The 15,503-nt window shown below is 74.1% G+C and carries 10 protein-coding genes, 3 tRNA genes and 1 pseudogene; 2 read left to right on the top strand and 12 right to left on the bottom strand.

Features of this window, described 5'->3' with window-relative positions; all coding sequences use genetic code 11:
* Positions 1 to 51: 51 nt before the first annotated feature.
* From BF93_RS03015 to BF93_RS03000, 4 genes are all read right to left on the bottom strand, one after another.
* Entirely contained in the window at positions 52 to 1,269 is a 1,218-nt protein-coding gene (locus tag BF93_RS03015) for a ribonuclease D (RefSeq protein WP_038370389.1), read from the bottom strand.
* Positions 1,266 to 1,874, bottom strand: coding sequence for a DUF3000 domain-containing protein (locus BF93_RS03010; protein WP_038370387.1), 609 nt, complete (start codon positions 1,872 to 1,874; stop codon positions 1,266 to 1,268). Before BF93_RS03010 ends, BF93_RS03015 begins: the two co-directional genes overlap by 4 nt.
* A 149-nt stretch (positions 1,875 to 2,023) precedes the next feature.
* Complete coding sequence (msrB, locus tag BF93_RS03005) at positions 2,024 to 2,446, bottom strand: peptide-methionine (R)-S-oxide reductase MsrB (protein WP_038370386.1); 423 nt, start codon at positions 2,444 to 2,446, stop codon at positions 2,024 to 2,026.
* The gene (locus BF93_RS03000; RefSeq protein ID WP_038370385.1) at positions 2,443 to 2,898 is read right to left on the bottom strand and encodes a hypothetical protein; all 456 of its coding nucleotides are present in this window, start codon (positions 2,896 to 2,898) and stop codon (positions 2,443 to 2,445) included. The genes msrB and BF93_RS03000 overlap by 4 nt, the downstream gene beginning before the upstream one ends.
* Positions 2,899 to 2,934: 36 nt before the next feature.
* Here BF93_RS03000 and BF93_RS02995 point away from each other — a divergent pair, with 36 nt between their 5' ends.
* On the top strand, positions 2,935 to 4,251 hold the full coding sequence (locus BF93_RS02995) for an alpha/beta hydrolase family protein (RefSeq protein ID WP_051486440.1): 1,317 nt from the start codon (positions 2,935 to 2,937) through the stop codon (positions 4,249 to 4,251).
* A gap of 85 nt (positions 4,252 to 4,336) precedes the next feature.
* On the opposite strand, the gene BF93_RS02990 is transcribed toward BF93_RS02995, so the two are convergent.
* Positions 4,337 to 5,077, bottom strand: coding sequence for a dihydrofolate reductase family protein (locus tag BF93_RS02990; protein ID WP_038370383.1), 741 nt, complete (start codon positions 5,075 to 5,077; stop codon positions 4,337 to 4,339).
* Positions 5,078 to 5,165: 88 nt separating this feature from the next.
* Between BF93_RS02990 and zapE the strand changes: the two genes are divergently transcribed.
* Complete coding sequence (zapE, locus tag BF93_RS02985) at positions 5,166 to 6,206, top strand: cell division protein ZapE (protein WP_038370382.1); 1,041 nt, start codon at positions 5,166 to 5,168, stop codon at positions 6,204 to 6,206.
* A gap of 72 nt (positions 6,207 to 6,278) precedes the next feature.
* Here the strand turns inward: zapE and BF93_RS02980 are convergent, their stop codons facing one another.
* The 7 genes and pseudogenes from BF93_RS02980 to BF93_RS02950 all read right to left on the bottom strand — a co-directional run bounded on the left by BF93_RS02980 (position 6,279) and on the right by BF93_RS02950 (position 15,205).
* A complete protein-coding gene (locus BF93_RS02980) occupies positions 6,279 to 7,307 on the bottom strand; it encodes a zinc-binding dehydrogenase (RefSeq protein ID WP_038370381.1) in 1,029 nt (342 codons plus the stop codon).
* A gap of 157 nt (positions 7,308 to 7,464) precedes the next feature.
* On the bottom strand, positions 7,465 to 9,387 hold the full coding sequence (gene treZ / locus BF93_RS02975; protein ID WP_051486439.1) for a malto-oligosyltrehalose trehalohydrolase: 1,923 nt from the start codon (positions 9,385 to 9,387) through the stop codon (positions 7,465 to 7,467).
* Positions 9,384 to 11,963 carry a malto-oligosyltrehalose synthase gene (treY, locus tag BF93_RS02970; RefSeq protein ID WP_051486438.1) on the bottom strand — a complete coding sequence of 860 codons (2,580 nt, stop codon included), beginning with the start codon at positions 11,961 to 11,963 and terminating at the stop codon, positions 9,384 to 9,386. Before treY ends, treZ begins: the two co-directional genes overlap by 4 nt.
* A gap of 642 nt (positions 11,964 to 12,605) precedes the next feature.
* A pseudogene (gene glgX / locus BF93_RS02965) lies at positions 12,606 to 14,717 on the bottom strand (glycogen debranching protein GlgX); the annotation flags it as partial.
* Positions 14,718 to 14,911: 194 nt separating this feature from the next.
* A tRNA-Val gene (locus BF93_RS02960) sits at positions 14,912 to 14,983 on the bottom strand.
* A 52-nt stretch (positions 14,984 to 15,035) separates the two neighbouring features.
* Positions 15,036 to 15,108 (bottom strand) — tRNA-Gly (locus tag BF93_RS02955).
* 25 nt (positions 15,109 to 15,133) lie between these two features.
* Positions 15,134 to 15,205, bottom strand: a tRNA-Val gene (locus BF93_RS02950).
* Positions 15,206 to 15,503: the final 298 nt, after the last annotated feature.

Below are 15,503 nucleotides of genomic sequence, written 5' to 3'. Positions count from 1 at the left end.
CCTCTGCGGGCCCGCGCGGCGCCGCGACGGGGTCGCCGACGGCCGCGGTGCTCAGTCCTCCGCGATCAGCGGGGTGCGCACCAGGACCGGGGCGACGAGCTCGGCCTGCCAGGGGCGGGCACCGAGCGCCCGCAGCTGATCGCGCACCGCGTCCTCGTCCTCGGCATGGGCGTGCTCCCACACCCACTGCCGCAGCAGGGACGGGGTGATCAGGTTCTCCGTGGGCAGATGGAGCTCGTCGGCGAGCTCGCCGACCGCCTCCCGCAGGGGGAGGTAGCGCTCCCAGACCTCGGGGTGCTTCTTGGGCCACAGCTTGTGCGGGGGCGGATAGACGGCCTGCGCACGCCGGGGCAGATGGCCCGCGGGCAGGTCCAGCCCCGAGCGCGCCGCCTTCCACCAGGTGTCCTTGCGCCGCAGCTGCGGCGGCAGGGCGGCGTCGAAGGCCGCCTTGCCCAGCGTCGCGGCCTTGGCCGCGGCCACGATCGACCGGTCCTTGATGATCAGATGGGGCGAGAGGTCCTCATGGCGCGCGATCTCGTCGCGACGCTCCCACATGGCGCGGGCCGCGGCCATCTGCTTGGGGCTGCGCAGCGCGCCGATGCCGCGCACCGACCGCCAGGGCTCGGCGGGCCGCTCCGGGACGGGGCGGGTGCGCAGATGCTCGAACTCCTCGCGGGCCCAGCGGCTCTTGCCCTGCTCCTCCAGACGTGCCGCGAGCACGTCGCGGACCTCGACGAGCACCTCGACGTCCAGGGCCGCGTAGGTCAGCCAGCTCTCCGGCAGGGGCCGCTTGGACCAGTCCGCCGCGGAATGCTCCTTGGCCAGGACCAGCTGCTGGGTGTCCTCGACGACGGCGCCGAGGCTCACGCGCTCCATGCCCAGCAGGCGGGCCGCGAGCTCGGTGTCGAACAGCTCGTCCGGGTGCAGGTCCAGCTCGGCCAGGCTCGGCAGATCCTGGGTGGCCGCATGCAGCACCCACTGCCGGCCCTGGAGGGTGCGGCGCAGGGTGTCCGGCACGGTGAAGGGGAGGGGGTCGATGAGCGCGGTGCCGGCGGCGCGGGTGCGCAGCTGGATCAGGTAGGCCCGGGCGCTGTAGCGGTAGCTCGAGGCGCGCTCGACGTCCACGGCCACGGGCTCCTCGGGAGCGGCCGCAGCCGCCTCGCACCACTCCAGCAGGGGCTGGATGCGGTCGATCACGGCGGGCAGCCCGTCACGGGGCTCGCTCAGCCGGCGGGACGCGCTGACCTCGGCGCTGTCGGGGACGGTCACGGTCGGTCTGCTCCATCCTGCCGCGGCGCGGTGGCACGGTGAGAGGTGCGCAGGGCGGCGACCTCGGGCGGTGCCGGCGGGAGGCCTCCGGCGGCGGCCAGCATCGCGGCCCAGGCGGCGAAGTGCGGGCCCAGGTCCTCCCCGGAGGGGGTCCACGACACCCGCATCTCGACGTCGACGGTCGAGGGACGCTCGGCCAGGGCCCCGTAGGACTGGGAGACCACACGGGTGGCGGTGCAACCCAGCTCGAGGGCCCCGGCATCGTGCAGCTCGAGCGACTCGGTCACCCAGCTCCAGGCGACGTCCCCGAGCATGGACTCGACGGCGAACTCGGGCTCGAGCTGCGCCTGGACGAGCACCACCATGCGATAGGTGCCCTTCCAGCTCTCCTGGCCGACGGGGTCGTGCAGGACGACGATGCGACCGGCGGCGAGCTCCTCGTCATGCAGGACGATCTCGCCGGTGGCGGCCCAGGCGTGCGGCGCCATCCGGGAGGGGGCGGGGATCTCCTCCCACTGCAGCTCGGGCCGCAGCCGCGCATCCTGCATGGCCGCGATCGAGGCGCGGAAGGACTCATCGCTGCTGCGGAAACGGTGCACGGACACGCGGCGAGGCTATCGGCACGGACGGGCGGTGCGGGGCAGGCGCGCCGTGCGGCGGGGGCGAGCCCTGCGTCACCCTCGCCCGGGCCCGGTCGCAGGGCGCGCTCCGGCGGCGGACGCGCCCCGGGGGCGGGCCCGGCCGCGGGGCGGGATCAGTCCTCGAGCTTCAGCGAGAGGGAGTTGATGCAGTAGCGCTCGTCGGTCGGGGTGGGGAACCCCTCGCCCTCGAAGACGTGGCCCAGGTGCGAGCCGCAGCGGGCGCAGCGCACCTCGACGCGGCGCATGCCCAGCGAGGTGTCCTCGAGCAGCTCCACGGCGTCGGAGTCCGCGGGGGCCCAGAAGGCGGGCCAGCCGCAGTGGGCGTCGAACTGCTCGCCGGCGGTGAAGAGCTCGGCGCCGCAGGCGCGGCAGGCATAGGTGCCGGCGGGGCGGACCTCCTCGTACTCGCCGGTGAAGGGGCGCTCGGTGCCTCCCTCGCGCAGGACGTGGAACTCGGCGGGGGACAGGCGCCGGCGCCATTCCTCCTGGCTGATGGCCACCGGGTAGCGGCCCTGGCCGATGGGGGTGTCGTTCATGCGTGCCTCCCGGCGGCGAGCACCGCGCGCGGCTGCAGGTGCAGCACGGCGGCGTCGAGGTCGTCCTCCAGCTCATGGGCCCATTCATCGGCCGCCGCGGCGCCCCCGGCCCCGTCGCTGAACAGGATCACCGCCTGGCTGCGACAGCCGGCGGCGAGCGCGGCCCGGACCGCGGCCAGCGGCGCGGCCGTGCACTCGGCGCCGACGATCTCGCAGCCGGCGGCGCGGAACGCCTTCTCGACCGAGGGGAGGATGCGCGGGCCGTCGGCATCGGCCCCGCAGGTGCCTGCGAGGTCGCGCGCGGGATCCCGGGGGACGACCACGCGCACCGCGGGGGGAGCGGCGCCGGCGTCCGGATCCATGTCCGGGGAGAGGCCCAGGTACTCCAGGGCGCTCATGGCGTCCGCCGCCTCGAGCGGTGCACCGGCCAGGACGATGAACGAGCTGTGCATGGGAGCGATCCTACGCCGCTGGATAGACTCCGGAGCATGATGCGAGCCACGCCCTTCGACCGCATGCTCCGCCCCCGCTCCGAACAGGGACGATGGGCTCGCGCGACGGCCGTCGGAACGGCCGGGGCGGGTGTGGCGTTCGTCATCAGCGCCGGGATGCTCGCCGTCGGCGCCCGGGTGATGGCCCGCCTGCCGCTGGTGCCCAACCAGTCGATGCGCCATCGCCCCGACGTCCCGGTCCGTGCCGTGCACGCCGACCGCGTGCACCTGGACGAGACGCCGGAGACCGCCCGCGGCGGGTACCTGGCGCTGCGCCAGCAGGGCGGCGCCGTGCACTGGCGCCTGGGGCCGGTGACCGGCCGCCCCACGCCGACCACCGTGTCCCGTCCGGTGATCGGCCGGGACACGGCCGCCGCGCTGGAGGTCGGCCGGGCGACGACGAACGGGTTCTTCTGGGCGGGCACCCCGGCGACGGCCCACGGCCTGGAGACGGAGGAGGTCGAGGTCGACTCCCCGGTCGGTCCGATGCCGGCCTGGCTGGTGCGTGCCCATGACGACCAGGGCGCGGAGTCGGACACGTGGGCGATCCTCGTGCACGGTCATGGCGCGACCCGCGGGGAGGCGCTGCGGGCCCTGCCGCTGCTGCACGCCCTGGGCATCACCACCCTCACCATCACCTACCGCAACGACACCGGCGCCCCCGTCTCCGCGGATCGGATGATGCACCTGGGCGCCGCGGAATGGGAGGACGCCGAGGCGGCCGTCGAGCACGCCCTGGCCCACGGCGCCCGGCGCGTGGTGCTGATGGGCTGGTCGATGGGCGGGGGCATCGTGCTGCGCACCTCGGTGCTCTCCGCGCACCGGGACGAGATCGCTGCGCTGGTGCTGGACTCCCCGGCGGTGGACTGGCGCGACATCCTCGTCTACCACGCGACCGCGCTCAAGGCGCCGCCGGCCATGCGCCGCCTGGCGCTGTGGATGATGACGTCCCGCCTGGGGGCGCGGATGGTCCGGCTGCACGAGCCGCTGGCCCTGCACGAGATGCGGCCCGAGTTCTACGCCCGCACCCTGCGGCATCGGACGCTGCTGCTGCACGCCATGGACGACACGACCGTGCCGCCGGGCCCCTCGCGGCGCCTCGCGGATCTGCGCGGGGACCTCGTGCGGTTCGTCCCGTTCCCGGGGGCGTCCCATACCCGCGAGTGGAACCGGGACCCGCAGCGCTGGGAGCGCACGGTCGCCCGGCACCTGGTCGAGGTCCTGGACCTGCCCGTCGACGTGGAGGCGATGGACCTGCCGGTGCGGCGCCCGGATTCCCCGGCGCAGGAGGGCTCCATCGGCCTGCGGCTGTGAGGTTCCGCGTCCCCCTCGCGCCGGGGCGTCCCGCCGTGCCGATCGGTGCTCGCCGTGCCGGGGCGTCCTCGTCCTCCCGCGCCGTTCAGGCCCGGGTGTAGCGGGTCAGGGTCGCGCGCTCTCCGACGATCAGCGAGGCCAGGTGCCAGTCCTGCTCGTGCGCCGGGCCGTCCAGGACCCGGGAGGAGGACCCGCCGACGGTCCGATGGGTGAGGGAGAAGCACAGCTCGTCCACGACGCCTGCGGCGACCAGCTGCCCCAGGGCTCCCGGGCCGCCCTCGGCCTGGATCGCCCGATGGCCCATCTCCGCGAGCCGGGCGACGGCATCGGCCGGGGCGTCGGCCGCGAGCACCTGGTCGGCCGGGACGATCCCCGCAGCGACCACCGCCTCCCGCGAGGCCCGCGGCACCAGCAGATAGGTGGGCCAGTCCGGCTCGATGGTCCGCGGCAGCAGCCCGGTGCGGGTGAGGATCGCCAGCGCCGGCCGCGGCCCGCCGCCCGGGCGCCGCGAGGGCTCCAGGAGGTCCGCGCGTCCCTGGGGGCGCCGGTAGTCCTCCTCCCGCACCGTGCGCGCCCCCACCAGGATCACGTCGGCCAGGGCGCGCAGCACCCCGAAGGCGAAGGAGTCGTCGGGGTTGCGCAGCGAGCCGCTGATGCCGTCGGCGCCGGAGACCGCGCCGTCCACGGTGGTGTTCATCATGGCGCGCACATGGACCCGGTCCGGCGGCGGGGCGTACACCGCGGCGAGACGGCGGGCCCCGGCGGCGTCGCGGGGCACCGGCACCGGCGCGGGCAGCGGCCGTCCTCGGTCGTGCAGCAGATGCATGGTCGGGGCCTCCGGTCGCCGTCCTGCGGGGTGTCGTGACCGATCATCCCGCACCGGCGGGCTCCGCGGCGCGCCTAGACTGGCCCGCGTGACCGATGCGCTCTGCTCCCGAAGCCCTGTCCCGACGCTGGAGCGCCTGCTGGCCGACCTCGTCCCCCCGCCCCGCTTCGCGGACGCGCGGCTGGAGACCTACGTGCCCGATCCGCGGTTCCCGTCCCAGGAGCAGGCCAAGGAGCGGATCGGCCGGTTCGCGCAGGGGCTGGGGCGCAGCTCCTCCGGCGGCGGCCTCCTGTCCCGGCTGCGGCGCAGCCGGCCCGCCGCGGCGCGCGGCCTGTACCTCGACGGCGGCTTCGGCGTCGGCAAGACGCACCTGCTGACGTCCCTGTTCCACATCGCCCCGGGGCACCGGGTCTACGGGACGTTCGTGGAGTACACCCATCTGGTCGGGGCGCTCGGCTTCACCCGGGCCGTCGACGTGCTCGCCGACTCGACCCTGCTGGCGATCGACGAGTTCGAGCTCGACGACCCGGGCGACACCCTGCTCATGACCCGCCTGATCCGGGAGCTGTCCGACCGGGGGGTGTCGATCGTGGCGACCTCCAACACGCTTCCCGAGGCGCTGGGGGAGGGGCGGTTCGCCGCCCAGGACTTCCTGCGGGAGATCCAGTCCATGTCCGAGCGCTTCGAGGTGCTGCGGATCGACGGCGAGGACTACCGCCGCCGCGGCGGCAGCCTCGAGGTGCCGGCCGTGCGCGAGGAGGACGTGCTCGCGCATGCGGCGGCGGAGCCGGGGGCGACCCTGGACGCCTTCGAGGACCTGCTGGGCCACCTCACCCAGGTCCATCCGTCCCGCTACGGCGCCATGATCGACGACATCTCCGCCGTCCACCTCACCGGGGTGCGCACCCTGTCCCACCACCACGACGCCCTGCGCCTGGTGGTGCTGATCGACCGGCTCTACGACCGGGAGATCCCGGTGCTGGCCTCCGGGATCGACCTGGAGCACCTGTACGCCGACGAGCTGCTGCGCAGCGGGTACCGCAAGAAGTACTTCCGCTCGCTCTCGCGGATCGGCTCCCTGGCCCGCGACGGCGCCGAGCTGCTCGCCGCCGCTCCGCGTCCGGAGTGACCCGCCGCCCGGAGCATCACGGCGCGGGGAGCGGCACGCCCGCGCCCCGCACCGCCGCCGGCACGGCCCGGCTCAGGCCGGGGCGTCCTCCGGCCACAGCGCGACCAGCACCTTGCCGCTGACCGCGGAGTCGCGGGCCAGGTCGAAGGCGCGGGCCGCCTCGGAGGCGTCGACGACGTGGGTGACGACCTCGGCGAGCGCGGGAGTGCGCCGCAGCAGGTCCACCGCGGCGGTGATCTCGTCGTCGAAGCGGAAGGTCCCGCGGTACTGGACCTCCTTGTTCACCATCGGCCCGAGGTTCACCGCGATCCGCTCGTCGGGCAGGATCCCCACCTGCACCACGATGCCGGCACGGCGCACCGCGGCGATGGCGGTGGAGATCGACGCCGGCGCCGCGGCGCACTCGAAGACGACGTCGAAGGCGTCGGAGGGCACCTCCTCCTGGGAGACCGCGATGGTCGCATCGGCCCCCAGGGCGCGCGCCCGCTCCAGCGGACCGGGCAGCACATCGCTGACGGTGATCGATGCGGCCCCGGCGTCCCGGGCCGCGGCGAGGGTCAGCAGACCGATCGGGCCCGCCCCGGAGACCAGCACCGACGCGCCGGAGAGGTCCCCGGCGATCGCGGCCGCATGCAGGGCCACCGCCAGCGGCTCGGCGAGCGCGGCGGTGCGCAGCGGGAGCTCGTGCGGCAGCACCCGGATCTGGTCGGTGCGCACCAGCATCATCTCCACCATGCCGCCGTGGGTGTGCGGATCCGTGGAGGCCGAGCCCAGATAGGAGCCGCCCGGCCGCAGGTGGCGGCCCAGCCCCTCGAGCTCCGGCGTCTCCGGCCCGAAGGTCGCCGGGTGCACGGTCACCGGGGTGCCGGGGGCGAGCGCCCCCGAGGGATCCAGGTCGACGGTCCCGGAGACCTCGTGCCCCGGGATCATCGGCTCCCGGATCTCGTAGACGCCGTTGCGGCCGTGGAAGAAGTAGTGCAGATCGCTGCCGCAGATCCCGGTGTACGCCAGCCGCACCCGCACCTGCCCCGGGGCAGGCTCCGGCACCTCGATCTCCTGCTCGCGCAGATCGGCGGGACCGTGGATGAACAGCGCTCTCATGGGGACTCCTCCGGGATCGGGCATGCTGCCGCCGCTGCGGAGCACGACCGCCAGTCTACGGCGCCATCAGGCACGTCGCCGGGCGGGCCGGCCGCGCGGGACGGCTCCGCGGGCCGAGGGACCGGCGGCCGCCGGGAGCGGCCACCGGCCGGGCGTCTCAGCCGCGGGCGGGCGGGGTCAGACGCACGACGAGCGCGCCGGGCCCCTCCAGATGCAGGGGAGCGTCATCGGCCGCGCGACCGGACAGGACCGCCGCGGAGGAGGCGAGCAGGCGCGCCCGCGCGGCGGAGGAGGCGGGCAGCTCGGCCCGTCCCGCGCCGCGATGCACGAGCACCTCGATCATCGCCGCCTCCGACGCGGCGCCCGCGCCCGCTCGGGCGCCCTCCTCGGAGACCGGCCGGCGCCCGCCGCCGCGACGCAGCAGCACGGTGTCCTCGCCCAGCACCTCGCAGCGGCTACGGCGCAGGTCCGCGACCTGCAGGATCGGCTCGGAGCGGCGCAGGGCGATCAGCGTGCGGTACCAGTCGCGGATCCGGGCATGCTCCCCGGTGCCCGCCTCGTCCCAGCGCAGGATCGACCCGGTGAACGTCGAGAGGGCCTGCGGATCCGGGACGTCCTCGGCCCACCCCATCCGGCCGAACTCCTCGGTGCGCCCCTGCGTGACCAGGCGCCCCAGCTCGGGCTCGTGGTCGGTGAAGTAGGCGAACGGGGTCGAGGCGGCCCACTCCTCTCCCTGGAACAGCATCGGCGTGAACGGCCCCAGCAGGATCGGGGCGATCGCCGCGGCATGCTCGGCGGGGGAGAGGGAGGCGTGGATCCGGTCGCCGGCCGCGCGGTTCCCCACCTGGTCGTGATCCTGCAGGAACGCCACGAAGGAGTGCGCGTCGTAGTGGGGCGAGGCCGGGTCCACGGGAGCGCCCCACACCTGCTCGCGGAAGCTCGAGTACGTCCCGGCGTGCTCGAAGGCCCGCGTCAGCACCCGGCGCAGGACCTCGCCGGACCCGAAGTCGGCGTAGTAGCCCTGGCGCTCGCCGGTGGCCCAGGCATGCACCCCGTGGTGGATGTCATCGGCCCACTGCATGTCCATGCCGAGCCCGCCGGCGGCGGCCGGGGTGACGGTGCGCGGGTCGTTGCGATCGGACTCGGCGATCAGCGCCAGCGGGCGGCCCGTCTCCTCCGACAGCGCCGCGACCGCCTCGGAGAGCTCCGCGAGCAGGTGCCGGGGGGAGTCGTCGTGCAGCTCGTGCACGGCATCCAGCCGCAGGCCGTCCAGCTGCATGTCCACCAGCCACTGCCGCACGCTGCCCAGCAGGAAGGCGCGGACCTGATCGCTGCCGGGGCCGTCGAGGTTCACGGCCCAGCCCCACGGGGTGTGATGGGCATCGGTGAAGTACGGGCCGAAGCGGGAGAGGTAGTTGCCGGCCGGACCGAGGTGATTGTGCACCACGTCCAGGATCACGCCGAGGCCGCGGCGGTGCGCCGCGGCGACGAACCGCGCCATGGCCGCGGGCCCGCCGTACGCCTCGTGGACCGCGTACAGCCCGACCCCGTCGTAGCCCCATCCGCGGCGGCCCGGGAAGCTCGCGACCGGCATGATCTCCAGCGCCTGCACCCCGAGGTCCACGAGCTCGTCCAGCCGCTCGATCGCGGAGTCGAACGTCCCGCCGCGCCCCTCGGGGCCGGCGGTGAAGGTGCCGACGTGCATCTCGTAGATCACCGCCCCGCGCAGGTCGATGCCGCCCCAGCCCTCCTCGCGCTCCAGCAGGGCCGGGTCCACCACGGTGCTCTCCTCGTGCACGCCGCGCTCCTGCAGCAGGGAGCGGGGATCGGGCAGCCACGTCTCCTCCGCCGGGTCGTCCTGCGCCGTCCCGTGCAGGCGGAAGGAGCAGCGCGAGCCGGGGCGCAGGGTCACGCCGGGCAGCGCCCACCAGCCGTCGTCCCCCGGCTCGAGCGCGTGGACCTGCCCGTCCAGGCGCACGTCGACGGCGCTCGCCGCCGGAGCCCACACCGCGCAGCGGTCGTACCTCCGCGGCGCCGGCGCCGCGCTCTGCGGACGGCCCGCGCCGGTGCCCCGGCTCATGCCGGTCCCTCGGGATCCTGCGCGGCGGCCGATGCTCCGCCGCCGGGCGCCGTCGCCGTGCTCCCGGGCCCCTCGCGCACCAGCAGGGCGACGGGGAGGCTGTCGAGGAGGCGGGCGAGGGGGACCTCGCCGCCGTCCAGGACCCGCCCGGTGAGGTCCTCGCGCCACGGCCCCTCGGGCAGCACGATGCTGGCCTCTCCCCAGCCGCCGCGGCGCGCCAGGCCCTGCGGCAGGCGGGTCGCGACGGTGACGACCTCGACCTCGCGCTCGTCGACGGCGCGCCCGAAGGCGATCGCCTGCCCGGTGGTGGTGGGCACCGGGCGATAGGCGGCCGAGCGGCCCCGGAACAGGTCCGGCCGCTCGCGGCGCAGCCGCAGCGCCCGATGGGTCAGCCACAGCTTCTCCTGCCCGACCCCGTCGGGATGGGCTCCCGAGGACAGGTGCGCGAGCGTCCGCGCATGCGCGGCATGGTCCACCGGGCGGCGGTTATCGGGATCCACCAGCGTCAGCGTGACGCCCTCGCTGCCCTGGTAGACGTCCGGCACGCCCGGCATGGTCAGCTGCACCAGCTTCTGGCCCAGGATCGCGGCGCGCTGCGCGGCGGCGGTCCGGCGGGTCCAGTCCGCCAGGATCCCTGCCACCTCCTCGGACTCCAGGGCCGCGCGGCCCAGGGCGAGGACCTCCTGCTCGTACTCGGCATCGGGCTCCGTCCAGGAGGTGCGGACCTTCGCCTCCCGCATCGCCTTGGTCAGGTGCTCCTCCAGCCGCGGCGCCGTCATCTCCTCCGCGCCCGAGCCGGGCAGGGGACAGGTCGCGGCGAGGGTCTGCCACAGCAGCAGCTCGATCGCCGGATCGACGTGGTCGCCGCGGTCCGCGGCGGTGGCCCGGTGGAGGGCGAGGACCACCAGGGCCCACTCCTCGGAGGCCTCGGTCAGCACCGCCAGCCGGGCCCGGACGTCCTCGCTGCGCTTGGTGTCATGGGTGGACAGGGTGGTCATCGTGTCCGGGAAGGTGCGCACCATCGTGCGGCAGTGCTCGTGGAGGTCGTCGACCTCCACCCCGATCCGCTCCGGGTCCGCACCGACCTCGGTGACCGGCAGGAACCGGGGGTAGCGGTAGAAGGCCGTGTCCTCGAGCGCCTTGGCGTGCACGGGGCCGCAGGTCTGGGCGAAGCGGACGATCAGCTCGGCGCGGTCGGCGCTCGCCGTCCTGCCGGCGCTGCCCACCTCGTCCCCGCACACCAGGGCCACGACGATGTCGAGCGCGGCCAGCACGTCCTCGTCCTCGCCGAGCTGCTCGCGGGCGCGGTCCGCGGCGTGCTCGATGACCTCGCGCTGCGCCCCGGGGGCCGGCTCCCCGGGCACGATGTACGCCCGGTAGCGGTCCATCGCCCCCAGCAGCTCGACCAGCACCCTCTGGATCATGCGGCGCGTGGTGTCCCGCAGGCGGATGTCCTCCTGGCAGATGCGGTGCACCAGGGAGGTGAGACGCTCGATCTCCGCCCACAGGCTGGTGGAGACGATCTGCTCGGTCGACTCCCGGGCGATCTCCTCGAACGGCCGCAGGTCGCCGGTGAAGCGCTGCCACACGTGGGTCAGGCCGAGCGCCCCCTGCGGGTCGTGGAACAGTCCGCCCACCCGCCACAGCGCGTCGTACCCGGTGGTGCCCGCACAGGGGAAGTCGCCGGGGAGGTGCTCGTCGCCCTCGAGGATCTTCTCCACCACGGTCCAGGCGCCGCCGGAGGCGGCATCGAGGTCGCGCAGGTACCCGCGGGGATCCGCGAGCCCGTCCGGGTGGTCGATGCGGAAGCCGTCGATGACGCCCTCGGCCTGCAGGCGCAGCAGCACGGCGTGGGTGGCCTCGAAGACCGCGGGGTCCTCCACCCGGACCGCGGCGAGGGTGTCGACGTCGAAGAAGCGCCGGTAGTTCAGCTCGTCATCGGCGACCTTCCAGTGCGCGAGGCGGTACCACTGGCGCTCGAGCAGGTCGGCGATGCCGAGGGACTCGGTGCCCTGTGCGATCGGCAGCACGTGGTCGAAGTAGCGCACCACGTGCTGGGTGCGCAGGGTGCCGTCGGACTGCGGGATCTCGGCGGTGCCCGTGGTGATCTCGCCGTCGGCGAGGACGGCGCCGATGGGACGCCCGAGCACGGGCACCAGGATCGAGCCCGCCGCGGAGGCGTCCACGTCGAACCACGAGGAATACTCGGAGGCGGGCCCCTTCTCGAGCACGTCCCACAGCGCCCGGTTGTGCCAGATGGGGGTGGGGATCGCCATGTGGTTGGGCACCACGTCGACGATCAGGCCCATGCCGTGGGCGTGCGCCGCCTCGGACAGCCGCCGCAGCGCCGCCTCGCCGCCGATCTCGGTGCTGATCCGGCTGTGGTCGACGACGTCGTAGCCGTGGGTCGAGCCGGGCGAGGCCTGCAGCACGGGGGAGGCGAACAGGTGCCCCACGCCGAGCTCGGCGAGGTAGGGGACCTGCGCCGCGGCATCGTCCGCGGTGAACCCCGCGTGCAGCTGCAGGCGGTACGTGCTCGTGGGCACGATCCGGGCGGATTCCTCGATCGCGGACATGGGTCTCCTTCGCACGGTGGGGAGGCGCCCGCGCGCGGTCCGCCGCGGGCGCAGGGCTCAGGCGGTCGTCGGGGGAGCGGGCGGCGTCTGCGAGTCCGGGCCCTCCTCCTGCGCGGGCTCGTCCTCGCTCTCGGGCTCGTCCTCCGGATCCGGCTCGGGTTCGGGCTGGTCCTCCGGCTCGGGCTCGTCCGGGCTGTCCGGCGCGCCGGCGCCGTCCGTCGAGCCGTCCGGCTCGGCCGGGGCGTCGGCCTGCGCGACCGCGCCCTCCTCCTGCGCCTCGGAGCCGCCGGGCTCGGGGGCATCGGCACCGGCCTCGGTGTCGGGGGCGTCGGGGGCGGCCTCGCCGTCCCCCGCCGCCGCGTCATCGGCCTGCGCGGAGGTCTCGGCGTCGGCCTCGCCGGTCCCCTCATCCGCGGACCCGGCATCCTCGGCCCCGGGGTCCACGGCCTCGGCGTCGGCGTCGGCCGGATCCTCGTCCGCACCGTCGGCCCCGGAGGAGCCGTCCTCGGGCTCGTCGGCCGGGTCCTCCGATTCGGGGGCGCCCGGCTCCGTGCCGTCCGTCTCCGCAGCGCCGGCGGGATCGCCCGCGGCCTGCGCCGGGATGGGCCCGGTCGCCGAGGACCTGGGGGCATCGGCCGCGGCGGGAAGATCCTCCGGGCGGCGTCCCAGCAGGAGCACGGAGAAGGCGGGACGCGTGATCGTCTGGCCCGGCTCGAGGACGTCGCCGATGGCGAGCTCGTCGGCCGTCCCGGAGATCACCGTCCAGGTGCTGCCGAAGCGCGCCTCGGGGAGCGTGAAGATGACGTCGTTGCCGGCGAAGTTGAACAGGATCAGCGCCGAGTCGTCCTCGATGCGCTCCCCGCGCGCCCCCGGTTCGGGGATGGCCGAGCCGTTGAGGAAGACCACCAGGCACTTGTTCTGCGGGTCCTGCCATTCCTGCGAGCTCATCTCGTGCCCGTCCGTGCCCAGCCACATCACGTCCGGCAGGCTCGAGGCGGTGGAGCCCTTGGTGCCCAGGAAGCGGCGCCGGCGCACGATCGGGTGGCGCCGACGCAGACGGATCGCGGAGCGCGTGAAGGCGAGCATCGCCTTCTGGTCCTCGTCCAGGTCCCAGTTCACCCACGACAGCTCGTTGTCCTGGCAGTAGGTGTTGTTGTTGCCCTGCTGGGTGCGGCCCATCTCGTCGCCGTGGAGGATCATCGGCACGCCCTGGCTCACCAGGAGGGTGGCCATGAAGTTCTTGGCCCGCCGCAGGCGCAGGGCCTTGATCTCCGGATCGTCGGTGGGGCCCTCGGCGCCCGAGTTCCAGGAGCGGTTGTGGCTCTCGCCGTCCTTGCCGCCCTCCCCGTTGGCCTCGTTGTGGCGCTCGTTGTAGGAGACGAGATCGCGCAGCGTGAAGCCGTCGTGGGCGGTGATGAAGTTGATCGAGGCGATCGGCGTGCGCCCCGTGTGCTGGTACAGGTCCGAGGACCCGGCCAGGCGGGAGGAGAAGTCGCCGAGCACGCCGGGCTGCGAGCGACCGGTGTCGCGGACGGTGTCGCGATAGCGGCCGTTCCACTCCGACCACAGGGGCGGGAAGCCGCCCACCTGGTAACCGCCCTCCCCGAGGTCCCAGGGCTCCGCGATCAGCTTGACCTGGGAGATGATCGGATCCTGCTGGATGATGTCGAAGAACGCCGAGAGCCGGTCCACCTCGTGCAGCTCGCGGGCGAGCGTCGAGGCGAGGTCGAAGCGGAAGCCGTCCACGTGCATCTCGGTGACCCAGTAGCGCAGCGAGTCCATGATCAGCTGCAGCACATGCGGGGTGCGCATGAGCAGCGAGTTCCCGGTGCCGGTCGTGTCGTAGTAGTGGGCGCGGTCCTCGTCCACCAGACGGTAGTACGCGGCGTTGTCGATGCCGCGGAAGGACAGGGTCGGGCCCAGGTGGTTGCCCTCGGCGGTGTGGTTGTAGACCACGTCGAGGATGACCTCGATGTTCGCCTCGTGCAGGCTCTTGACCATCTGCTTGAACTCCTGCACCTGCTGCCCCGTGTCGCCGCCGTGGGCGTACTCGTTGTGCGGTGCGAAGAAGCCGATGGTGTTGTAGCCCCAGTAGTTGCGCAGGCCCTTCTCCACCAGGTGCCCGTCCTGGACGAACTGGTGCACCGGCATCAGCTCGACGGCCGTCACGCCCAGCGAGGTGAGGTGGTCGATGATCTCGGGCTGGCCCATGGCGACGTAGGTGCCGCGGATCGACTCGTCGATGCCGGGGTGGAGCATGGTCAGGCCCTTGACGTGGGCCTCGTAGATGACCGTGTCGTGGTAGTCGTGCGCCGGCGGATGGTCGCTGCCCCAGTCGAAGAAGGGGGAGACGACCACCGAGTGCATGGTGTGCGCGGCCGAGTCCTCCTCGTTGCGCCGGGAGTGGTCCTCGAAGTCGTACGAGTACAGCGAGGAATGGTTGGTCGCCATCCCGGCGATCGCCTTCGCGTACGGATCCAGCAGCAGCTTGCTGGGATCGCAGCGGTGCCCCGAGGGCGGGTCGTAGGGGCCGTGCACCCGGAAGCCGTAACGCTGCCCCGGATGGACGGAGGGAAGGAAGACGTGCCACACGTAGGCGTCGACCTCGGTGATCTCGATGCGCCGCTCGGTGCCGTCCTCGTCCAGGAGGCACAGCTCGACACGTTCGGCCACCTCCGAGAAGAGCGCGAAGTTGGTGCCGCTGCCTGTGTAGGTGGCACCGAGCGGATACGGGTGACCCGGCCAGATCTGCATGGGCTCAGGGTAGCGGCATGCCGCTGCGCGCCGCGCAGAACGCCGGAGGTCGGCGACCGGCGGCGCGGCCCGCGTGCATCACGTGCTCGGCGGCGCATCGCGGACGTCGGTCCCGCAGAGGCATGGGACCGGGGCGGGCCCGGGGCGGCGCCGCGACGAGAAGAGCCCCGGCCGGGGCCGGGGCTCTCAGAGAGTGGGCGATACTGGGATCGAACCAGTGACCTCTTCCGTGTCAGGGAAGCGCGCTACCGCTGCGCCAATCGCCCGTGCGCATCCCGCAGGATGCCCCTCGGGGATCCGAGGATCCCCGAGGACGGGAGCGGACGACGGGACTCGAACCCGCGACCCTCACCTTGGCAAGGTGATGCTCTACCAACTGAGCCACGTCCGCAGTGCGAGATCCAAGGATCTCGCCGTGGGCGATACTGGGATCGAACCAGTGACCTCTTCCGTGTGAAGGAAGCGCGCTACCACTACGCCAATCGCCCAGGGCGTCGAGACTAGCTCTCCGCTCCGGTGCCGCCGTCCTGGCGACTCGAAGTACTTTACACGAGGTCCGCGGCCGATTCGAACCGTGGGGCTGTGGGGTGGAACACCCGTGCCACGCAGCGCTGTCGGCGCCGCGATGGGGTAGATGCGCACGGCGCGCAGAGGAGGCAGGTGCGCACGGCGCGCAGGGGAGGATCGCCATCCCTCGCCCCCGCGCGCGCCGGGCCGTGCCCCGGTCGCCGGCGCGGGGTGCTCGGACGCCGACCCGTGCCCTCCGGCGTCGGCCGGGGAGCTCGG

The organism is Brachybacterium phenoliresistens (assembly GCF_000576425.1).
GTDB classification, from domain to species: domain Bacteria; phylum Actinomycetota; class Actinomycetes; order Actinomycetales; family Dermabacteraceae; genus Brachybacterium; species Brachybacterium phenoliresistens.
Note: the sequence above shows the minus strand (reverse complement) of the source record. Positions and strands in the feature narration are given on the sequence as shown.